General features: G+C 64.3%; 21 protein-coding genes. 17 read left to right on the top strand and 4 right to left on the bottom strand.

The genetic code is table 11. The annotated features are described in order from the left end of the window. Window positions 1–38: 38 nt before the first annotated feature. The 14 genes from AIOL_RS14830 (at window position 39) to AIOL_RS14765 (ending at window position 14739) form a co-directional block, all read left to right on the top strand. On the top strand, window positions 39–1055 hold the full coding sequence (locus AIOL_RS14830; RefSeq protein ID WP_049643697.1) for a DNA-directed RNA polymerase subunit alpha: 1017 nt from the start codon (window positions 39–41) through the stop codon (window positions 1053–1055). Between the two features lie 205 nt (window positions 1056–1260). Beyond that, the gene (rplQ, locus tag AIOL_RS14825; RefSeq protein ID WP_049643696.1) at window positions 1261–1677 is read left to right on the top strand and encodes a 50S ribosomal protein L17; all 417 of its coding nucleotides are present in this window, start codon (window positions 1261–1263) and stop codon (window positions 1675–1677) included. A gap of 182 nt (window positions 1678–1859) precedes the next feature. Next, the gene (locus AIOL_RS14820; protein WP_049643695.1) at window positions 1860–3164 is read left to right on the top strand and encodes a replication-associated recombination protein A; all 1305 of its coding nucleotides are present in this window, start codon (window positions 1860–1862) and stop codon (window positions 3162–3164) included. Between the two features lie 406 nt (window positions 3165–3570). Beyond that, complete coding sequence (locus AIOL_RS14815) at window positions 3571–4383, top strand: crotonase/enoyl-CoA hydratase family protein (RefSeq protein WP_049643694.1); 813 nt, start codon at window positions 3571–3573, stop codon at window positions 4381–4383. 36 nt (window positions 4384–4419) lie between these two features. Continuing rightward, window positions 4420–4773: a fluoride efflux transporter FluC gene (locus AIOL_RS14810; protein WP_049643693.1), complete on the top strand. Its 354-nt coding sequence runs from the start codon at window positions 4420–4422 to the stop codon at window positions 4771–4773. Then, window positions 4770–5819, top strand: coding sequence for an RluA family pseudouridine synthase (locus AIOL_RS14805; RefSeq protein ID WP_049643692.1), 1050 nt, complete (start codon window positions 4770–4772; stop codon window positions 5817–5819). The genes AIOL_RS14810 and AIOL_RS14805 overlap by 4 nt, the downstream gene beginning before the upstream one ends. Beyond that, window positions 5816–6538 carry an ATP12 family chaperone protein gene (locus AIOL_RS14800; RefSeq protein ID WP_049643691.1) on the top strand — a complete coding sequence of 241 codons (723 nt, stop codon included), beginning with the start codon at window positions 5816–5818 and terminating at the stop codon, window positions 6536–6538. The genes AIOL_RS14805 and AIOL_RS14800 overlap by 4 nt, the downstream gene beginning before the upstream one ends. 202 nt (window positions 6539–6740) lie before the next feature. Beyond that, the gene (locus tag AIOL_RS14795; protein ID WP_049643690.1) at window positions 6741–7757 is read left to right on the top strand and encodes an amino acid ABC transporter substrate-binding protein; all 1017 of its coding nucleotides are present in this window, start codon (window positions 6741–6743) and stop codon (window positions 7755–7757) included. Between the two features lie 128 nt (window positions 7758–7885). Further along, on the top strand, window positions 7886–9118 hold the full coding sequence (locus AIOL_RS14790) for an amino acid ABC transporter permease (protein WP_049643689.1): 1233 nt from the start codon (window positions 7886–7888) through the stop codon (window positions 9116–9118). A 1-nt stretch (window position 9119) separates the two neighbouring features. Beyond that, window positions 9120–10415, top strand: coding sequence for an amino acid ABC transporter permease (locus tag AIOL_RS14785; RefSeq protein ID WP_049643688.1), 1296 nt, complete (start codon window positions 9120–9122; stop codon window positions 10413–10415). Between the two features lie 13 nt (window positions 10416–10428). Beyond that, complete coding sequence (locus AIOL_RS14780) at window positions 10429–11196, top strand: amino acid ABC transporter ATP-binding protein (RefSeq protein WP_049643687.1); 768 nt, start codon at window positions 10429–10431, stop codon at window positions 11194–11196. Between the two features lie 256 nt (window positions 11197–11452). Continuing rightward, complete coding sequence (locus tag AIOL_RS14775) at window positions 11453–12691, top strand: ABC transporter substrate-binding protein (RefSeq protein WP_049643686.1); 1239 nt, start codon at window positions 11453–11455, stop codon at window positions 12689–12691. A 67-nt stretch (window positions 12692–12758) separates the two neighbouring features. After that, window positions 12759–13487: a class I SAM-dependent methyltransferase gene (locus AIOL_RS14770; protein WP_049643685.1), complete on the top strand. Its 729-nt coding sequence runs from the start codon at window positions 12759–12761 to the stop codon at window positions 13485–13487. A 70-nt stretch (window positions 13488–13557) separates the two neighbouring features. Beyond that, window positions 13558–14739, top strand: a complete 1182-nt coding sequence (locus AIOL_RS14765; RefSeq protein ID WP_082152609.1) for an aminomethyltransferase family protein — start codon at window positions 13558–13560, stop codon at window positions 14737–14739. Window positions 14740–14965: 226 nt separating this feature from the next. On the opposite strand, the gene AIOL_RS14760 is transcribed toward AIOL_RS14765, so the two are convergent. From AIOL_RS14760 to AIOL_RS14750, 3 genes are all read right to left on the bottom strand, one after another. Next, window positions 14966–15823: a carbohydrate ABC transporter permease gene (locus tag AIOL_RS14760; RefSeq protein WP_049643683.1), complete on the bottom strand. Its 858-nt coding sequence runs from the start codon at window positions 15821–15823 to the stop codon at window positions 14966–14968. A 4-nt stretch (window positions 15824–15827) separates the two neighbouring features. Beyond that, a complete protein-coding gene (locus tag AIOL_RS14755) occupies window positions 15828–16829 on the bottom strand; it encodes a carbohydrate ABC transporter permease (RefSeq protein WP_082152608.1) in 1002 nt (333 codons plus the stop codon). 70 nt (window positions 16830–16899) lie between these two features. Then, a complete protein-coding gene (locus AIOL_RS14750; RefSeq protein WP_049643681.1) occupies window positions 16900–17919 on the bottom strand; it encodes an ABC transporter ATP-binding protein in 1020 nt (339 codons plus the stop codon). Between the two features lie 216 nt (window positions 17920–18135). On the opposite strand from AIOL_RS14750, the gene AIOL_RS14745 reads away from it, so the two are divergent. After that, window positions 18136–18909 carry an HpcH/HpaI aldolase family protein gene (locus AIOL_RS14745; RefSeq protein WP_235439041.1) on the top strand — a complete coding sequence of 258 codons (774 nt, stop codon included), beginning with the start codon at window positions 18136–18138 and terminating at the stop codon, window positions 18907–18909. Here the strand turns inward: AIOL_RS14745 and AIOL_RS14740 are convergent. Continuing rightward, window positions 18896–19315, bottom strand: coding sequence for a response regulator (locus AIOL_RS14740; RefSeq protein ID WP_235439040.1), 420 nt, complete (start codon window positions 19313–19315; stop codon window positions 18896–18898). The two genes, AIOL_RS14745 and AIOL_RS14740, sit on opposite strands and share 14 nt — an antisense overlap. Window positions 19316–19462: 147 nt before the next feature. On the opposite strand from AIOL_RS14740, the gene AIOL_RS14735 reads away from it, so the two are divergent. Both AIOL_RS14735 and rfbD read left to right on the top strand, forming a co-directional pair. After that, the gene (locus tag AIOL_RS14735; protein ID WP_049643678.1) at window positions 19463–20398 is read left to right on the top strand and encodes a LysR family transcriptional regulator; all 936 of its coding nucleotides are present in this window, start codon (window positions 19463–19465) and stop codon (window positions 20396–20398) included. 94 nt (window positions 20399–20492) lie between these two features. After that, the gene (rfbD, locus tag AIOL_RS14730; RefSeq protein WP_049643677.1) at window positions 20493–21356 is read left to right on the top strand and encodes a dTDP-4-dehydrorhamnose reductase; all 864 of its coding nucleotides are present in this window, start codon (window positions 20493–20495) and stop codon (window positions 21354–21356) included. Window positions 21357–21420 lie beyond the last annotated feature (64 nt).

The raw sequence follows: 21420 nt of genomic DNA, 5'->3' as shown, positions 1-21420 counted from the left end.
TCCGGACATGCAGCAGGGAACAAGAATGGAGGATAGGCATGATCCATAAGAACTGGCAGGAACTAATCAAACCCACACAGCTGGAGGTGAAGCCGGGCAATGACCCGCTGCGCCAAGCCACTGTTGTGGCCGAACCGCTTGAGCGCGGCTTCGGGCTGACGCTGGGCAACGCGCTGCGGCGCGTGCTGCTGTCGTCGCTGCAAGGCGCGGCAATCACCAGCGTACAAATCGACAACGTGCTGCACGAGTTCAGCTCGGTCGCGGGCGTGCGCGAGGACGTCACCGACATCGTCCTGAACCTCAAGGGCGTGTCGATCCGCATGGAAGTCGAGGGCCCCAAGCGGCTGTCGATCTCGGCCAAGGGCCCGGGCGTCGTCACCGCCGGTGACATCTCGGAAAGCGCAGGCATCGAGATCCTCAACAAGGATCACGTGGTCTGCCACCTTGACGACGGCGCCGACCTGTTCATGGAGCTTACCGTGAACACCGGCAAGGGCTATGTCGCCGCCGACAAGAACCGCCCCGAGGACGCGCCCATCGGCCTGGTGCCGGTTGACGCGATCTACTCGCCCGTCAAGAAGGTCAGCTATGACGTGCAGCCCACCCGCGAGGGCCAGGTGCTGGACTATGACAAGCTGACGCTGAAGATGGAAACCGACGGCTCTGTAACACCGGACGACGCCGTGGCCTATGCCGCGCGCATCATCCAGGACCAGCTGTCGATCTTCGTCAACTTCGACGAGCCCGAGGCCGCCAGCCGCCAGGACGACGACGACGGGCTGGAGTTCAACCCGCTTCTGCTGAAGAAGGTCGACGAGCTGGAGCTGTCGGTGCGCTCGGCCAACTGCCTCAAGAACGACAACATCGTCTATATCGGCGATCTGATCCAGAAGACCGAGGCCGAGATGCTGCGCACGCCGAACTTCGGCCGCAAGTCGCTCAACGAGATCAAAGAAGTGCTCTCGGGCATGGGTCTGCACCTGGGCATGGATGTCGAGGAATGGCCGCCGGAGAACATCGAGGACCTGGCCAAGAAGTTCGAAGACCAGTTCTAAGAATTGGGACGCGCGCCCCGGCGGGCGTCCCGTCGTCCATTGGTCGCTCGGACCAATGGCGCAACCAAGAACGACCCCGCCCCCGCCCGCCAGGGCGCGCTTGGTGGATAGCGATGGGCATAACGCCCCAAGGAGAGGGCCCCGCGCGCATGGGGCCCCAGACAAAGCATAAACGCCCGTAGAGGGCACGAAACGGAGAAACGATATGCGTCACAAGCGTGGCTACCGCCGCCTGAATCGGACCCATGAGCACCGCAAGGCGCTTTGGGCGAACATGGCCGGCTCGCTCATCGAGCATGAGCAAATCAAGACAACCCTGCCGAAGGCGAAAGAGCTTAAGCGGGTCGTGGACAAGCTGATCACCCTGGCCAAGAAGGGCGATTTGCATTCGCGCCGCCTGGCCGCGTCGCGCCTCAAGCAGGACGCCCATGTGGCCAAGCTATTTGACGTGCTTGGCGGCCGCTATGCCGAGCGCCAGGGCGGTTACACCCGCGTGCTGAAGGCGGGCTTCCGCTATGGCGACATGGCGCCGATGGCGATCATCGAGCTGGTCGACCGGGACGTGGACGCCAAGGGCGCCGCCGACAAGGCCCGCGTGGCCGCGGAAGAAGCCGAAGGCTAGGCCTCTTCGCGCCCGAATGGGCGTTTATCGGCCTGGCGAAAACGCCCATCAGAGCGGGTTTACCCGCTCCATGGGCGGATCAGCCGCCGGTTTTTAGGAACCCGCCCCACACGGAGGCGGGTTTTCTTTTGACCTGCGTTGTGATTCCGTATTTTTAGCCGAAAAGAAGCCTGAGGTGGATTTTGCCTGATCTCTTCGACACTGCTCCGGTCCCGGACACGGCGCCGCGCCCATTGGCGGACCGGCTGCGGCCCAAGGCGCTGTCGGAGGTCATTGGGCAGCAGCAGGTGCTTGGGGCGGAGGCCCCGCTGGGCGTCATGCTGGCATCCGGCGCGATGTCCTCGCTGGTCTTCTGGGGCCCGCCGGGCGTGGGCAAGACCACCATCGCGCGGCTTCTGGCGGACGAGACCGATCTGCATTTCGTCCAGATCAGCGCGATCTTCACCGGCGTGCCCGACCTGCGCCGCGTCTTTGAGGCCGCCAAGATCCGCCGCCAGAACGGCCAGGGCACGCTGCTCTTCGTTGACGAGATCCACCGCTTCAACAAGGCGCAGCAGGACGGGTTCCTGCCGCATATGGAGGACGGCACGATCCTGCTGGTGGGGGCCACCACCGAGAACCCCTCGTTCGAGTTGAACGCGGCACTTCTGAGCCGCGCGCAGGTGCTGGTGCTGGAGCGTCTTGGCCTGGACGACCTGGAGCGCCTTGCGCAGCGCGCGGAGCGCGAACTGGGCCGGGCGCTGCCGCTGGATGGCGAGGCGCGCGAAGCGCTGCTGGAGATGTCGGACGGCGACGGGCGCGCCATGCTGAACCTCGTCGAGCAGATCGCCGCCTGGAAGGTCGACGCCAAGCTGGGCCGCGCCGACCTGACCGCGCGGCTGCAAAAGCGCGCCGCGCAGTACGACAAGTCCGGCGACGCGCATTACAACCTGATCTCGGCGCTGCACAAATCCGTGCGCGGCAGCGACCCCGACGCCGCGCTTTACTGGTTCACGCGGATGTTGGAGGGCGGCGAGGACCCGCGCTTTCTGGCGCGGCGCATCACCCGCATGGCGGTGGAGGATATCGGGCTCGCGGACCCGCAGGCGCAGTCGGTGTGCCTGGATGGCTGGCAGACCTACGAGCGGCTGGGCTCGCCCGAGGGCGAGCTGGCGCTGGCGCAGGCGGTGATCTATCTGGCGCTCGCGCCGAAATCCAACGCCGGCTACGCGGCCTATAAGGACGCCCGACGCGCCGCGGCCAAGACCGGCAGCCTGGTGCCGCCCAAGCACATCCTGAACGCGCCCACGCGGCTGATGAAGGAGCAGGGCTATGCCGAGGGTTATGAGTATGACCACGCTGCCGAGGATGCCTTTAGCGGGCAGGACTACTTCCCCGAGGACATGAAGCGGGGCGTGTATTACGTGCCGGTGGAACGCGGGTTCGAACGCGAGCTGAAGAAGCGGTTGGATTTCTTCGTGAAGAAGCGGGCGCAGCGCAATTTGTGAGCTGCATAGGCCTGGAACGGACCTATGGGCTCAAATGAAACGCCCTTACAACGCTCGCCGACACCAGGCGCCTGGGAACCCAAGCAATGCAACCGCCCGAGCTTGCCTCGGGCAGCGGCCGACCTCCCCCAGGAGGCCGCTTTTGCAACCGCGCATCTCATAGAAGCGTTGCGATCTCCAGAGATGCTGTGATTGTTTGACCTGATGCGTAAGCGACCTCCAGGTCGGCCGCTGCCCGTGTTGCGCTTGGTTCAAGGTGGAGGCCCCGGATCAAGTCCGGGGCGGTAGATCTTCAACGCCTGCTCCAGGCCATTTCTTGACTCCTTAACCCGCAGGCGCCGCGTTGCTGCTGACAAAGCCCGCCCTGGACGCCTAGTCTGTGTGCAGGCAATGGGAGGAGACAGCCATGGCAGTGCGCATCGAGAAGGAGGGTCCAGTTTGGACCGTGATCAACGACCGTTTCGACGCGGCGCGCAACGCGGTGGACCCTGAGCATGCAGAGCTGCTGCATGACGCCTTCTTGGAGTTCGATGCGACCGAGGCGGCGCAGGTCGCGGTGTTTTGGGGTGCGGGCGGGGCGTTCTGCGCCGGCTGGGATCTCAAATACGCGGCCTCGCTGGGCGACCCGGCGCGGTTCACGGAAGAGATCGCGCCATTGGATTTCCCGGAGGGGGACGGCGCGGCGCCCCGCGGTCCTATGGGGCCGTCGCGCCTGCAATTGTCCAAGCCGGTGATTGCCGCCGTGGAGGGGCCAGCCGTGGCGGGCGGCATGGAGTTGGCGCTTTGGGCGGATTGCCGCGTGATGGGCGAGAGCGCCTTTTTGGGCGTCTACTGCCGCCGCTGGGGCATCCCGTTGATCGATGGCGGCACGTTCCGACTGCCGCGGCTGGTGGGCGAGGGGCGGGCGCTGGAGATCGCGATGACGGGCCGCAAGGTGCCCGCCGAGGAATGCCTGGCCATTGGCCTCTGCGAGCGCGTCGTGCCGGACGGCGAGGCGCGCGCCGCGGCCGAGGCGATGGCGCATGAGATCGCGCGCTTCCCAAGCGGGGCGATGCTGGCGGACCGGGCCTCGATCCGGGGCGGGCACGGGCTGCCCCCGGCGCAGGCGCTGCGCGCGGAATGGGCGCGTGGGCTGGACGCGGCGCGCCACCAGGGCATCGCGGGGGCGGGGCGCTTTGCCGGGGGCAAGGGCCGCGGCGGCGATTTCGGCGACATCTGAGTTGACAACACCGGCGCCCCGACCCATCAGGCGCGCATGGCCTTCTTCTATGTTGCATTCGGTGGCGCTCTGGGCGCGGTGCTGCGGTATTCCGCGGGGCTGATGCTGCGCGCGCCCTGGGGGACGTTCTGCGTGAACGTGCTGGGTTCGCTGGCGATCGGTGTGGCCTTTGCGCTGCTGGTCACGCCGCGGGGCGAGGCGGCGGTATACCCGTTCCTCGTGGTCGGCGTGCTGGGCGGCTTCACCACCTATTCGAGCTTCTCGCTGGACGCGCTGCGGCTGGTGCAATCGGGGCAGGTCGGGCTGGCGGCGGGCTATGTCCTGGGCACCACGGTGCTCTGCCTGGCGGCGGTGACGCTGGGCTACCTGGCCGGGAGGGCGCTGGCATGAGCGGCGTGCAGACCCTGACGGTTGCGGCGGAGGAGGCCGAGCAGCGGCTGGACCGCTGGTTCCGGCGGCGGTTCCCACAGGTCAGCCAGGGGCAGATCGAGAAGATGTGCCGCAAGGGCGAGATCCGCGTGGATGGCGGGCGCGTGAAGCCCGCCACGCGGGTGGGCCCGGGGCAGGCGGTGCGGGTGCCCCCCTTGCCGGAGCGGCAAGAGGATCGCTGGGCGCAGCCCCGCAGCCCGCTGGTGTCAGAGGCGGATGCCAAGATGATCCAGTCCGCTGTGCTCTACCGCGACGACCACTTGATCGTGCTGAACAAACCGCCCGGGTTGCCCAGCCAGGGCGGCAGCAAGCAGACGCGGCATGTGGACGGGCTGGCGGAGGCGCTCAAGTTCGGCCGCGAGGACAAGCCGCGCCTGGTGCATCGGCTGGACAAGGACACTTCGGGCGTGCTGCTGATGGCGCGCAGCCAGGTGGCGGCCAGCAAGCTGACCACGGCCTTCCGCGCCCGCGCCACCCGCAAGATCTACTGGGCGGTTGTGGTGGGCAACCCCAGCCCGGCGATGGGCACGATTCGGTTCGGGCTGGTCAAGGCTGGCGGGCGCGGCGCGCAGGGCGAGGGCGAGCGGATGCACTGCGTCCACCCGCGCGATGTGGACACCACGCCGGGCGCAAAGCGCGCCACCACGGACTATTCGGTGCTGTCGAATCTTGGCGGGCGCGCCGCCTGGGTGGCGCTGGTGCCGATCACCGGGCGCACGCATCAGCTGCGGGCGCATATGGCCGAGATCGGCCACCCGATCGCCGGGGACGGCAAGTATGGCGGCTCGGGGCAGGAGAATCTCGGCGACGGCTGGGGCGCGCAGCTGGGGGGCGTCATCAGCCGCAAGCTGCACCTGCACGCGCGGCATTTGCGCATTGAACACCCTTTCACCGGCGCTCTGATGAGCTTTACCGCGCCGCTGCCGGATCACATGGCGCGCAGCTGGGAGACGTTCGGCTGGAACCCCTCGGACGTGCCCAGCGACCCATTCGAGGAGCTGGAATGAGCTGGGCGGCAAAGCGGTTTTGGGACACGGCCAGGGCGGTCGAATCAGAGGGCGGTTACGCGGTTCATCTGGACGCGCGGCCGGTGAAGACGCCGGCCAAGGCGGGGCTGATTCTCCCGACTCGGGGGCTTGCAGAGGCCATCGCGGCGGAGTGGGACGCCCAGAACGGCCAGGTTGACCCAAAGGTAATGCCACTCACCCGCGCCGCGAATGCGGCCATCGACAAGGTTTCGGTGCAATTTGCCGAGGTTGTCGCTTTGCTGGCTGCCTATGGCGACAGCGATTTGACCTGTTATCGGGCAGCCGATCCCGCCCCATTGGCAGAGCGGCAGGCGGCGGCCTGGGACCCCCTGATCGACTGGGCGGACCAGGCCCATGGCGGGCGCCTGATCCCCGTGCAGGGGGTGATCCACCAGCCGCAGAATCCCGCCGCTCTGGAGGCCCTGGCCGCGCCGCTTTGGGCTATGTCTGCGTTCGAAGTGACGGCCCTGCATGATCTAATAAGTCTTTCTGGCTCCTTAATAATAGGGCTGGCGGCGAGCGCCGAGCATCAACCCGTCGCGGCGCTTTGGGCGGCCTCTCGCATCGACGAAGAGTGGCAGATCGAGCAATGGGGCGCGGATGACGAGGCGACCCTGGAAGCCGACAAGAAGGCCCGCGCCTTCGCCGACGCGGCGCGGTTCCTAGCGCTGACGCGTGGCAAAAACCCGCCCGTCTAAAAGATGACCATCCCTGCGATCAAGCCCATTTTTTGATCAGAAACACTGCGTTTCCGAAACTCCAGCCTTGACCTTTTCGAACGGAATCCACCACACTGCGCCATGCTGGGGCGTTCTGCCTTCACATACACTCAATGTCCGGCCAGCAATGGCCTGGAGAACCTACCCTGTGGGACAGGGTGGATATCAGGAAGAGGTAAACATGAAAAAAACCTTCGTTCTTGGCGCGCTGACCGTCGCTGGTTTGGCGGCCGGTGCGGCACAGGCTGCCACTGTTGACGATGTTAAAGCACGTGGCAAGCTGAACTGCGGTGTGTCGACCGGTCTCGTGGGCTTCGCGGCTCCCGATGCCAACGGCAACTGGGGCGGCTTTGACGTCGAAATGTGCCGCGCAGTTGCTGCTGCCGTTTTGGGCGACTCGAACGCTGTCGAGTTCGTGCCCACCACTGGTAAGACCCGCTTCACCGCGCTGGCTTCCGGCGAGGTCGACTTGCTGGCCCGGAACACCACCTGGACCTTCTCGCGCGATGTGGACCTCAAGTTCACCTTCGTTGGCGTGAACTACTATGACGGTCAGGGCTTTATGGTTCCGGCTGAGCTGGGCGTGTCCTCGGCCAAGGATCTGGACGGCGCGACCGTCTGCATCCAGACCGGCACCACGACCGAGCTGAACCTGGCGGACTTCTTCCGCGTCAACGGCATCAGCTACGAGCCGGTCCCGATCGAGACCAACGCCGAAGCGCAGCAGCAGTACCTTGCTGGCGCCTGTGACGTCTACACCACGGACGCCTCTGGCCTGGCCGCGACCCGCGCGACCTTCGAGAACCCGGGCGAGCACGTCGTTCTGCCCGAGATCATCTCGAAAGAGCCGCTCGGCCCGCTCGTTCGCCACGGCGACGACAACTGGGGCGACATCGTGCGCTGGACGCTGAACGCGCTGATCACCGCCGAAGAGCTTGGCGTGACCTCGGCCAACGTGGCAGAGATGTCCGGTGGCACCAACAACCCCGAGATCAACCGTATGCTGGGCACCGAGGGCAACCTGGGCGAGCAGCTGGGCCTCGAAGCCGACTGGGCGATGAAGGTGATCTCTGCTGTTGGCAACTACGGCGAGAGCTTTGAGAAGAACATCGGTGAGAACACCCCGATCGGCCTGGCGCGCGGCCTGAACGCGCTCTGGACCGAAGGTGGCCTGATCTACACACCGCCGTTCCGTTAAGCACATAGCGGTCAAGGGCGCGGAAATTCCGCGCCCTTTTCCTATCTACCGCGTGAGTCCGCCCTGGAAGGCTGACGCGGCACGACAGGGCCTTTATGGTTAAGTACCAGGGAGTGACAGGGATACATATGACGACTCTCACCGACCCTCCGAAGGAGACGTTTCGGCTGAGCATGTTAATCAACGATACCCGGTATCGTTCATTAACATTTCAAGCCATTGCGGCCATCATCCTCGCACTGTCGTTTTGGTACCTTCTGAACAACCTGTTTCAGAACCTTGCGGCAGCCGGGCTTAACATCTCATACAGTTTCTTTGGTGAGTCAGCCGGTTATGACATTAACCAGCGGCTTATCGAATATGACAGCCAGTCCAGCCATGGACGCGCGGCGGTTGTGGGTATCCTCAATACCCTGCTGGTCGCCTTCCTGGCTTGTATCACGGCCACGATCTTTGGCGTCGTGGCGGGCGTGCTGAGGCTGTCCAACAACTGGCTCGTCAGCAAGCTGATGGCCTTTTATGTCGAGATCTTCCGGAACATCCCGGTGCTGATCTGGATCATCATCATCTTCACCATCATGACGGCGGTGCTGCCCGCGCCGCGGGCCTTCCGCGGCGACGAGCCCGCGGCGAGCATGCTGTTTGGATCCGCGGCCTTCACCAATCGGGGCGTCTATATCCCCGGCCCTTGGTTCTCCCGCCCGCTGTTTGATGTGGCGGTGCTGAACTGGCTGCTGGTGCTGGCCTTCCTGGTTGGTTCGTTCTTTGGCGCGCGGGCGCTGGGGCGCTGGGCCACCAAGGTCCAAGAGGCTACGGGCGACCGCCCGGTGACTTGGTATTTTAGCTTGGGGATCTGGCTGGTGCCGTTCCTGGCGCTCATGGTCATCATGGGGCTCTCTTGGGAGTATCCCGCGCTGAAGGGCTTTAACTTCAGCGGCGGCATCAAGATCGGCGGGCCGCTGATCGCGCTGTGGTTCGCGCTGTCGATCTACACCGGGGCCTTCATCGCCGAGAACGTGCGTGCGGGCATCCAGGCGATCAACAAGGGCCAGACCGAGGCCGCCGCCTCGCTGGGGCTGCGTCCCGGGCGGGTTATGAACCTTGTTGTGCTGCCGCAGGCGCTGCGGGTGATCATCCCGCCGCTGATCTCGCAGTATCTCAACATCACCAAGAACAGCTCGCTGGCCATCGCCGTGGGCTATGCCGACATCACCGCCACGCTGGGCGGGATCACGCTGAACCAGACGGGGCGCGCCATCGAATGCGTGCTGCTGCTGATGCTGTTCTACCTGACGATCTCGTTGCTGATCTCGGCGTTCATGAACGTCTATAACAGCTCGATCAAGCTGAAGGAGCGCTGAGATGCCGACTGACACCTCTAACGTCGCCTTCGTACGCACCGAGACCCTGCCGGAGAAGGCGCCACCCGCCTCCGAGACCGGCATCGTCAAGTGGCTGCGCGAGAACCTCTTTGCGGGCTGGGCGAATTCGCTGCTTACCTTGTTGGCGATCTGGGCGATCTACATCATCCTCAGCAGCATCCTGCCTTGGCTCTTCGGCGGGCTTTGGACCACGTCAAGCCTGTCTGAGTGCCGTGAGATCCTGCAGGGCCGGGTGGGGGGCTGTTTCTCGGTCCTCACGGAGCGCTGGAACCAGCTGCTCTATGGCTTCAAGTACCCCAACGACCAGTATTGGCGCCCGAACCTGGCGCTGGTCTTGCTGTTCTTTGCGGCCGCACCGGTGCTGTTCTTTGACCTGCCGCGCAAGCTGCTGATCTTCACCGGGCTCTACCCGTTCCTGGCGTTCTGGCTGATCTGGGGCGGCGCGATTGCGGTGCCGATCGTGGCGCTGCTGGGTGTCGTTGCGGGCTATGTCGTGTTCGACCGCCTGGGTAAGCAGACCTTTGCCGGCGGCTTCTTTGGCGGCATTGCGGCGGCGATCTTGGTCTGGGTCTTGGGCATGGCTCTGATCCCAGAGACGGCGTCCGAGAACGCATTGCTGGAATCAGTTCCGTCGCGCGATCTTGGCGGCTTCATGCTGAACCTGATGCTGGGCGTGACCTGCGTGTCGCTGTCTCTGCCCATCGGGATCGCGCTGGCGCTGGGGCGGCAATCCAACATGCCGCTGATCAAGTGGATCTGCGTGGTGTTCATCGAGTTCATTCGCGGCGTGCCGCTGATCACGCTGCTGTTTGTGGCCTCGGTGATGCTGTCCTACTTCTTCCCGCCGGAAAGCACGGTGGACCTGTTCCTGCGCGTGGTGATCATGATCACGGTGTTCTCGGCGGCCTATATCGCCGAGGTGATCCGGGGCGGTCTGGCCGCCCTGCCGAAGGGGCAGTACGAGGCGGCGGACAGCTTGGGGCTGGACTACCCGCAGGCGATGCAGCTGATCATCCTGCCGCAGGCGCTTAAGATCTCGATCCCGGGCATCGTCAACGTGGCGGTGGGGCTGTTCAAGGACACCACGCTGGTCTCGGTGATCTCGATGTTCGACCTGGTCGGCATGATCCGCGGGCCGATCCTGGCCTCGACGGAATGGAACGGCGTCTACTGGGAGCTCTTGGGCTTCGCCGCCGCGCTCTTCTTCGTCGTGTGCTACGGCATCTCGCAATATTCGCAATGGCTCGAGCGCAGGCTCGCAACGGACCACCGGTAAGGGGGGTATAGAAATGGCTGAAGCAGCTCAGATGACGGTCAGCGACGAGGTCGCGATCTCCATCGAAAACATGAACAAGTGGTACGGCACGTTCCACGTGCTGCGGGATATCGACCTTACGGTGTATCGCGGCGAGCGGATCGTGATCTGCGGGCCCTCTGGGTCCGGCAAGTCGACGCTGATCCGCTGCATCAACGCGCTGGAAGAGCACCAGCAGGGCTCGATCACCGTGGACGGCACGCTCTTGTCCTCGGACATCAAGAACATTGATGTGATCCGGTCAGAGGTCGGCATGTGCTTTCAGCACTTCAACCTCTTCCCGCATCTGACGATCCTGGAGAACTGCACGCTGGCGCCGATCTGGGTCCGCAAGATCCCCAAGAAGGAAGCCGAGGAAACGGCGATGCACTTCCTGGAGAAGGTTAAGATCCCCGAGCAAGCCGACAAGTATCCCGGACAGCTCTCTGGTGGTCAGCAGCAGCGTGTGGCCATCGCGCGCTCGCTCTGCATGAAGCCGCGGATCATGCTCTTTGACGAGCCGACCTCGGCGCTGGACCCCGAGATGATCAAGGAGGTGCTCGACACTATGATCGAGCTCGCCGAAGAGGGCATGACCATGCTCTGCGTGACCCACGAGATGGGCTTTGCGCGGCAGGTCGCCAACCGGGTGATCTTTATGGACCAGGGCCAGATCGTAGAGCAGAACGAGCCCGAGCCGTTCTTTAGCAACCCGCAATCTGACCGGACCAAGCTGTTCCTGAGCCAGATCCTGGGGCATTAGGCCCGGCGGGCCTGGCCCGCGACCCAACAAGAACAAGACGCCCGTGACGCGAGATGCGTGCGGGCGTTTTTTTATGCGCGCGCGCCCAGCCCGCCCCAGATTTTTTAGCTCAAAACCCAGACGTTACACCACGACCGGCAAAATGCTGCCCGGCTTTGCACGGGGCCAGAGACTCAATCTCCGGCAGAACAGTCCGGCTTGCTTGACATGGCCGCGCAATGCGGCACTCTACTTTTACCAATTTGGGAGGAGTTCTATGAAACGTATGATTACTGGTGCTGCCGTTGCAGCAACAACCCTTGCCCTGACGGCAACAACAGCTTTGTCGGAGGGTGAACTTGTCATCTCGGCCAACACCTCAGACGCCGCACCTCGCGCGGCTTTCGAGGCCGTGGTCGACAAATTCCGCACCGCCAACCCGGACATCGATGTTCAGTTCAACGTGATCGAGCACGAGGCCTATAAGACCGCGATCCGCAACTTCCTTGTGGCCGATGAGGGCCCGGATGTGGGGTTCTGGTTCGCGGGCAACCGCATGGCGGGCTTTGTCGAGAAGGGGCTGTTCGCCGACATCTCTGACGTCTGGGCCGAGAACGGCCTGGCCGAGACCATGGCCTCGACGATGCCCTCGATCACCTTCGACGGCAAGCAATACGGGCTGCCCTATAGCTACTATCAGTGGGGCATCTACTATCGCGAGGACGTGTTCGCGGACAATGGCGTCGGGGTCCCGGCGACCTATGACGACCTGCTGGCGGCCTGCGAGACGCTGAACGCCGCGGGCATCGCCCCGGTGACCATCGGCACCAAGTTCCTGTGGACCGCCGCGGGCTGGTTCGACTACCTCAACATGCGCACCAACGGGCTGGAATTCCACATCGACCTGATGCTGGGCAAGGCCAAATACAATGATGACCGCGTTGTGGCGACCATGGCCAACTGGCGCAAGGCGCTGGATGCGGGATGCTTCATCGAGAACCACCAGAACTACTCCTGGCAGGAGGCGCAGCCGCCGCTGATCAATGGCGAGGCCGCGATGTACCTGATCGGCAACTTCCTGGTGCCGAACCTCCCAGAGGACACCGTGGCGAATATGAACTTCTTCCAGTTCCCCGACATCACGCCCGGCATGGCCCGCGGCGAGGACGCGCCGACGGATCTGGTGTTCGTTCCCGCCAACGCGCAGAACAAGGACAACGCCAAGAAGTTCCTGGCCTTCCTGTCGCAGCCCGAGAACGCCGAGGCGATTAACCAGGCGCTGCAAACGCTGCCGCCCAACTCTGAAGCCAAGCCGCTGAACGACAAGTTCCTGAACGCGGGCGCGGCGATGCTGGCGCAGTCCCAGACCGCCCAGTTCTACGACCGCGACACCACGCCAGAGATGGCCAAGGTGGGCATGCAGGGCTTCCAGGACTTCATGCTGAATCCCGATGACGTGCTTGAGATCCTCGACGAGCTTGAGGAAGAGCGCGCCCGGATCTTCGGCGACCTCTAAGTCTCGCAAAAGATATGAAAGGCCCCGCCCCGGCGGGGCCTTTTTCATTCCAGCGGGAGCATCACAGATGCAGGATGACGGGTATTTCGGAGAGGCGGTCGCGGCCCGCTACGACCAGAACCACGCCGGTGTCGATCCCTTGGTGCTGGCGCGCTCGGTGGATGTTTTGTTTGATCTGGCGGCGGGCGCACCCGCGCTGGAATTCGCCATCGGCACGGGGCGCGTGGCCCTGCCTCTGGCCGCAAAGGGCTGCGCGGTGTCCGGGATCGAGCTCTCCGCCGCGATGCTGGCCGAGCTGCGCAAAAAGGAGACCGGCACGCCCCTGAATGTCACGCTTGGGGACATGACCACGGCGCGGGTGCCCGGCCAGTTCGGGCTGGTCTACCTCGTCTACAACACCATCGACAACCTGTGCACGCAGGCCGCCCAGGTCGCCTGTTTTGGCAACGCGGCAGCGCATCTTGCGCCCGGCGGGCGGTTCCTAATCGAGACCCTGGTGCCGCCGCTGCAAAAGATCCCCTTCGGCGAGGACAAGCTGGTCACCGACGCCTCTGACGACCATATCTGCATCGACGCGTTTGATGTGGTGACCCAAAGCTACAGCTCGCGCCATGTCTGGATGCAGGGGCAGGGCGCACGCGTCAGCCAGATCCCCTTCCGCTACGCCTGGCCCGCAGAGCTCGATCTGATGGCCCAGATGGCCGGAATGGTGCTGGAGCACCGCTGGGCGGATTGGGCGCGGGCGCCGTTCACCGCGCAAAGCGAAAGCCACATCTCTGTTTGGCGCAAGGCATAGGCCTCCGCGCGCCCTTGAAAAGCCGCGCCATTGCGAGGATCGTCACAGCGGAACTCAGGGAGGGTGTGAGATGCGGTGCAGTGATGGAGAGATGCGAGATTTGGTGACCTCGCAGCCCGGGGCAGGGTGGGACTATGCGCAGACGCGCCACCCCTACCACATGATCGAGCGCCCCCTGGGGCCGCATTACTGCCTCTATAATCGCCGCCATATGGCGGTGCGCTTTGATGCGCAATCGGTCGAGGACGGCTATTGGATGCTGCGCCAGAAGGCCGCTGTGTTGCATACCGGCGAGCTGCCCTTGCAGTTCAAGGGCCCGGATGCCGAACGGTTGTTGGACCGGCTCTTCACCAAGGACATCACCAAGGTGAGGCCGGGGCGCTGCGGCTACGGGCTGGCCTGCTACGAGGATGGCGGGCTGATCGTGGACGGGGTGTTGCTGCGGCTGGAACCGGATCTCTTCTGGTACGCCCAGGCGGATGGCGATTTCTATTCCTGGGCGCGGGCGCATGGCGCCGGGATGGATGTGGAGATCAGCGACCCGGATATCTTCGCCAGCCAGGTGCAGGGGCCCGAGGCCTTGAATATTCTGGCCGCCGCGGCGGGTGGCCTGCCGGATGGGTTCACCTATTTCGGGATCGCGCGGGTGGATCTCGGCGGCCAAGAGGTTGTCATCACGCGCACCGGCTACACTAACGAGCTTGGCTGGGAGTTCTACACCGAGCCGCAGCATGACGCCGAGGCGCTCTGGGCGCATATCAAGGCGGCGGGTGCCTATTGCGGGCTGGACATGTTCGGGCTCGACAGCATGAACATCCGGCGCATTGAGGCAGGTATCCTGAACGCGGGCTCCGACTTTGATCTGCACACCACGCCCTTTGAGGCGGGGCTGGGGCGGTTCGTGGATTTCGACAAGGGAGACTTCATTGGCAAGGCGGCGTTGGTCGCGGCGGAGCGCGGTTGTCGCAGCTGGGGGATCAAATGCGTGGAGGGCGAGCCTCTGATCGGGGCGGTTTTGGAGGTCGACGGGGACGCCGCGGGTGTTGTCACCGCGGGGGCCGTATCGCCCTATTTGGGCCACGGGATTGGGATCGCCTTGATGGACAGCGCGGCGCATGGGCCGGGGACATCGGTGCGGGTTGGGTGCCGGGATGGTGTGATGCGCGAGGGGGCGCTGGTTGAGATGCCGTTCTATGACAAAGAATGCCTGATCCCGCGCGGCAAGTTGGTGGATGTGCCTGTGCGGGCTTAGGGCTGCGGCTGCCGCGGGGGGCTGCGAATTGAATGATGCGAGTCTGTCGGTTTGAGGAAAATTAACGTTTCCGAAATGCGAATCGGAAGAGAATAGGGGTGGAGGACGGGGGGATCCCCCACCCATAAAATTCGCTGAAATGAAGCTCCCCCGAGCCGCCCGCGGTGGGATGCTGGCTGATTCTGCTTAAGGAACTCTTAAGCGCAGGCAGGCGCGGCCTTGCTGCCTAACCCTTATTCGCGCCCAGGGTCAGCCCCGCGATGAACTGTTTCTGCAGCACGAAGAACATCAGCACCGGCGGCAGCGCCACGAGCAAAGACCCCGCCGCCAACACGTTCCAGGCGTTGTAGAACCGCCCCTTGATGATGTTGTTAAGCCCCGCGGGCGCCAGCATGCCCTCAGGCGAGGCCGGCGTCAGCACCAGCGACCAGAAAAAGTCGTTCCACACGAAGGTGAAGATCAGCACCGCCAGCGCCGACATCGCCGGCACCACCAGGGGCAGCACGATGCGGCGGAAGATCTGCCACTCGTTGGCGCCCTCGACCCGTGCGGCCTCGATCAGTTCCGACGGCAGCTGCGCGATGAAGTTGCGCATGAAGAACACGCAGAACCCGGTTTGGAACGCCCCGTGGAACAGGATCAGGGCCCAGCGGGTGTTGTAGATGCCCAGGTCCTGGGTCAGGCGCAGCACCGGCACCATCAGGATCTGGAACGGCACGAAGTTCCCGCCCACGAAGATCGCGAAGATCAGGATCTGGCCGCGGAACCTGTATTTCGACAGCCCATAGCCCGCCATCGTCGCTAGGCAGACCGAGATCGCGGTGACCGGGATCACCACCAGGAAGGAGTTCATGAACGAGGCCATGAAATCCTGGTTCGTGAAAGCGGTGCGGTAGCCTTCGATCGAGAACGGGTTGGGCAGGTTCAGCCCGCGCCCGCCGGTGTTGAGCTGGTCGGCGGTCATAAAGCTCGCCAGCATGATGATGATCAGCGGCAGCAGCCACAGCAGCAGCACCACGATCACGCTGATCTTGTAGAGCGTGCGCGATTGCGGCTTCCAGGTTTCCATCGGGGCAGGATACATGGGCCTAGTCCTCCTGCTGAACCATCTGGCGGATGAACACCGCGATGAACACAAGCATGATCAGGAACAGGATCACCGCGAGCGTCGCGCCATAGCCGTAGTCCTGATCAAAGAGCGTCTTCTGGTACATGTAGCGCGCCAGCACGTCGGACGAGCCGCGCCCGGGCCCGCCGATGGTCATCACCTGCACCAGATCAAAGCTGCGCAGCGCGCCGATCGTGGTGACCACCAGAGCCACGAAGGTGGCGGGCCAGAGCTGTGGCAGGATGATGCGCCGCAGGAGCTTCCAGCGCCGCGCCCCGTCCAGCCGCGCGGCCTCGATCTGCTCGGGCTCAATCGCCGTCAGACCCGCCAGGTAGATGATCATGCAATAGGCGATCTGCGGGTACCAGCCCGCCACGATGATCCCGTAGGTCGCGCGGGTCTGGTCGCCGATCACGCCGCTGTCCCAGCCCAGCAGGTCATAGATCCCCTCAAGCGGTCCGCTTGGGTCGTAGAAATACTGGAACACGAACCCGATAACGGCGGGGCTGAGCACAAAGGGGAAGAAGAACATCGACTTGGTGGCGCGGATCCACACCGAAGTCTGGTTGAGAAACAGCGCAAAGGCCAACCCGATGGGGATCGCCAGCGGGAAGAGCACCAGCCATTTGATGTTGTTCAGAACCACCTTGGTCTCGACCGACAGCCGCGGCCAGCGCGGGCTTTCTCCGGCGAACACACCGCTCCAATATTCCGCAATCCGGCCCGCATCGCGTGGGGTCTTGTCAAAGAAGCGCTCGTAATTCTCCAGGCCCACCCAGGTCATCAACGGCACCCGGCGACAGCTTTCATCCTCGGCCAGCTCCTGCAACGTGCGGCCATCCGAGCATTGGAAGGTGGTGCCGTCCCAGTCGTGGAAGGAGACCCAGAAGGAGCCGAAGATCGGATAAATCACCAGCGAGAAAAAGTAGATGGCGGCGGGGGCCAGGAACAACCAGGGGGCCAATCGATACGCGCGGGACATCACTTAGCTCCTCTGCAGGGGGCCGCTCCTCGGCCCTTGCGGGCGATCCTCGCGGGGTGCGCGCCTCGCATCAGCGCACCGCCAAGCCATTGGCGTCAAAGGCGTGCAGACAGCCCTCGGCGGGTCTTAGATGCACCGTGTCGCCCGCGGCATCGCCGCCCGCGCCGGGCTCGCTGAGCACGAACTCGTGCCCCGAGGCAAGCTTGAGATGGGTCAGCGTCTGCCCGCCCAGATGCTCGACATGAAAGACCTGGCCCGCCAGGCCATGACCCGCGCGCACCATATGCTCGGGCCGCACGCCGAATTTCACCGCAGAGCTGGCCTCATTCGAAAGCCAGCCCGCCTGCGCGGCCACGTCGGCGGCGAACATGTTCATCTTGGGCGAGCCAATGAACCCGGCCACGAAATCATTGGCGGGGCGGTCGTAAAGCTCCATCGGGGCGCCGACCTGCTCGATCACGCCGCCATGCAGCACCACGATTTTGTCGGCCAGGGTCATCGCCTCGATCTGGTCATGGGTGACGTAGATCATCGTGGCGGACAGCTCCTGATGCAGCAGGGCCAGTTCCACCCGCATCTGCACGCGCAGCTCGGCATCCAGGTTCGACAGCGGCTCATCGAACAGGAATACACCCGGGTCGCGCACAATCGCGCGCCCGATGGCGACGCGCTGGCGCTGCCCGCCGGAGAGCTGCTTGGGCTTGCGGTCCATCAGCTCTTCGAGGCGCAGAATGCCCGCGGCGCGGTCCACTTTGGGGGCGATCTCGGCCTTGGGGTGGCCGGTGACCTCCAGCCCGAAGGACATGTTCTCGCGCACGGTCATATGCGGGTAGAGCGCGTAGCTTTGGAACACCATCGCGACCTGGCGGTCGCTGGGCGAGACGTTGTTGACCACGCGCCCGCCGATCTCGATCTCGCCGCCGGTGACTTCCTCTAGCCCGGCGATGGTGCGCAAGAGCGTGGACTTGCCGCAGCCGGAGGGGCCGACCAGCGCCACAAACTCTTGATCCGCGATGTCGACCGATGCGCCTTTGATGACGTGAACATTGCCGAAAGATTTATCGACGTTCTTAAGGCTAACGGTCGCCATCGCACTCTCCCCCAAAAGTCTTTCAGCAAGCAGATTAGGTTTCCGCGGGTCTGTCAATCCGAAGTTGCAATGCTGGTGGATTCCATGAGGTTCTGGGCGCTTTTGGCCGGTTTTTGGGACCGATAGGGCGGCGTGGCGGCCAGGACTACGCGGTTGACAAGCCTTCCATCGCGGCGCGACATTGCCGCGCAATGCAATCGGGGAGGGCGCGACGTGGTGAGCAACAAGATCAAAGAGATATGGGCCGCGGGCAAGCCGGTGATCAATGGCTGGTGCTCGATTGGGAACCCGTTCGTGGCCGAGATCATGGCCGGGCAGGGCTATGACAGCGTCACCGTGGACATGCAGCACGGCGCGCTGGACTATAGCGATCTCTTGCCGATGCTGCAGGCGATGAAGGGCTCTGGCCCGGCGCTGATGGCGCGGGTGCCCTGGCGCGACCCGGCGCAGATCATGAAGGCGCTGGACGCGGGCGCGATGGGCATCATCTGCCCGATGATCAACTCCCGCGCCGAGGCGGAGGAATTCGTCAGCTACCTGCGCTACCCGCCGCTGGGCCAGCGCAGCTTTGGCCCGACCCGCGCGGGGTTCGCGATGCCGGGCTATAGCGTGGCGGTGAATGACGAGGTGCTGGCCTGGGCGATGATCGAGACCGCCGACGGGATGGCCAACCTGGCCGAGATTGCCGAGACGCCGGGGCTGGACGGCATCTATGTGGGCCCCTCGGACCTGACCCTTGGCACGCAGAACGGCCGCCTGGCCCCGGCGCTGGACCGGCAAGAGCCCGAGATGATCGCCCTGATCAAAGAGATCGCCCAGGTCAGCCGCGACAAGGGCGTGAAGTGCTGCCTGCACTGCCTGACGCCGGAATACGCCGCGCAGGCCATCGCGTGGGGCTATGACATGGTCACCGTGGGGGCGGATGCGCGCTTTTTGGCGGCGGCGGCCTCGGCCAGCGTGCAGACCTGGCGCGAGCTTACCGGTAACTAGACGACGCCACGGCGACGTGCGCGCCCTGGGTTAAGGCGTCGGAGGCGGGGGGCACAAGCGCCTTGATCGCCGCCACCAGCACCGGCGCGCGCACCGGCTTCATCAAGAGCTTGATATGCGCCAAGCCGAGGACCGTCTGCTTTGACAGGAAGTCCTCGCGATAGCCGGTCAGGAATACGATCGGCGTCTGCGCGCGCCGCTCTTGGGCCCGCACCGCGACGTCAAGCCCGGACAGGGGCGATTGCAGCACGTAGTCCAGAACGAGCAACGAGATTTCCTGTGGCCCGTCCAGGATTTGCAGCGCCTGTTCGGGCTGGGCGACGGTGATCACCTCGAATCCGACAAGCCGCAAGATGCGCTCGACCACGCGGCTGACATAGCGACTGTCCTCTAAAAGCAGCGCCACGTGGCCCTCAAAAACGCTATGTTCTGCAATGCCTTCTGGGCCTTCTGGCGCGTTGGATGATTTCATCATTCTTCTGTCTCGACTAACGCTTGACCCGACAATGTAGCTTCCATTTTGCGCAATCAAGCGATAAAACCATGATGAACGATGCAAAAATCCGATGATATAAAACTGGACACGCACACGCTGAAGGTCTTTGTGGCGGTGTACGAGCTGAACTCGGTCAGCCGCGCCGCCGAGCGCTTTGACGTCAACCAGTCCACCATTAGCTATTGCCTGGACAAGCTGCGCAGCTACTTCGGCGACCAGCTGTTTGTGAAGGCGGGGCGCGGGATCATCGCGACCGACCGCGCCGCGTTCCTGGTGCCCAAGGTGCGGCAGCTTCTGGCGGATCTAGAGGGCATGGCCGATATCGGCCAGTACAGCCCCGACCAAAACCAGGCCCCGCTTGTCGTGGCCACCAACGCCACAGAGCTTTTGCCCGAGCTTAAGCAATTGCGCTCTGGTATCTGGGCCAAGGCGCCGGATCTGGCGGTGAAGTTCCTAGAGCTCGGATCGCGTGAGAATATCGAGAACCTGCTAGAGCATTCCACCGCCGACCTGGTGATCTCGGCGGGCATGGCGAACTACCCGCCGACGCTTAAATACCAGCCGCTTTTTGAGGACGAGCCGCGGGTGTTCTATGATCCCAAACAGCGCGGGCCGATCCAGAGCATAGAGGATTACGCGGCCAGCAGGCATGCCGTGCTGGATTTCGGCGGGCATAAGAAAAGCACGGTCGAGCTGGCGCTGGAGGATCAAGGGCTGTCTCGCAAGGTGGCGCTCTATGTGTCCAACGCCTATGTCATGGCGCAGATGATGAAGGGGACCGCGCTGGTCGCCACGATGCAGCAGCGGCTGCTGCATTCGGCCTTTAAGGGGTTCGCGACCAGCCCGGTGCCCTTCCGGATGCCGAATGTGGTGTTCGATCTGATCTGGCATCGCCGCTACGACGGCACCGGGCGCAATATGTGGCTGCGCCGCCAGATCGCGCAGCTGCCTCGGCGGCCAGCGCTGACCGGCGCCGAGCACGCAGCGGGTTAGGGGCGATGGGGCGGGCGGCCCTTGAGCGATTGCGTCGGCGTTTTTTAGCGTGGTACCACGCGCGGGATTTCGGCCGTTTGGATTGGGATGACACATGACCAGGCTCTTGATTTTCGGCCGGACCGGCCAGGTGGCGACAGAGCTGCGCCGCCGCGTGCCCCAGGGCGTGAGCCTGCAGGTTCTGGGTCGGCAAGAGGTTGACCTGACCGCGCCTCAGGCCGCCGCAGAGGCCATCGCTGCCAGCGATGCCAATGCGGTGATCAACGCCGCGGCCTATACCGCGGTGGACCAGGCCGAGGAGGACGAGGCGCAGGCCACGACCATCAACGCCGCCGCGCCCGGCGCAATGGCGCGCGCCGCCGCCGCCAAGGGCATCCCCTTTGTGCATGTCTCTACGGATTACGTGTTCAGCGGCGCGGGCACCCGCGCCTGGAGGCCCAGCGATCCGGTCGGCCCCATCGGGGCCTATGGGCGCTCTAAGCTGGCCGGCGAGGACGCGGTGCGCGCCGCGGGCGGCCCGCACGCGATCATGCGGACCTCCTGGGTGTTCTCCGCCCATGGCAACAACTTCGTCAAGACCATGCTGCGGCTGTCAGAAAGCCGCGACCGGGTGAGCGTCGTGGACGACCAGGTGGGCGGGCCGACCGCGGCGGCGGACATCGCCGATGCGCTGTTTGCCCAGGCGCTGGGGCTGCTTCGGGACCCGGCGACCAGCGGCACCTATCACTTCTCCAACGCGCCGGATGTCAGCTGGGCCGGTTTCGCGCGCGAGATTTTCGCGCAGGCGGGCAAGTCGACGGAGGTGGTCGACATCCCAAGCGCGGAGTTCCCCACCAAGGCCGCGCGGCCGATGAATTCGCGCCTGGATTGCACGGATATCGCCCGCGTCTTCGACGTGGCGCGCCCGGATTGGCGCGCCAGCCTGGCCGATGTTTTGCAAGAGCTGGGGGCGGCTTAGGCGGGCGCGTTCAGGCCTCCTGCGGGCCCGATCTTGGGGCTCTTTGGCTGTCACAATAGTTTAA

Origin of the sequence: Candidatus Rhodobacter oscarellae (assembly GCF_001078595.1) — a bacterium.
Classification (GTDB): Bacteria; Pseudomonadota; Alphaproteobacteria; order Rhodobacterales; family Rhodobacteraceae; genus Rhodobacter_B; species Rhodobacter_B oscarellae.
The sequence above is the reverse complement of the archived record's forward strand: the minus strand, read 5'-3'. Positions and strand labels throughout refer to the sequence as shown.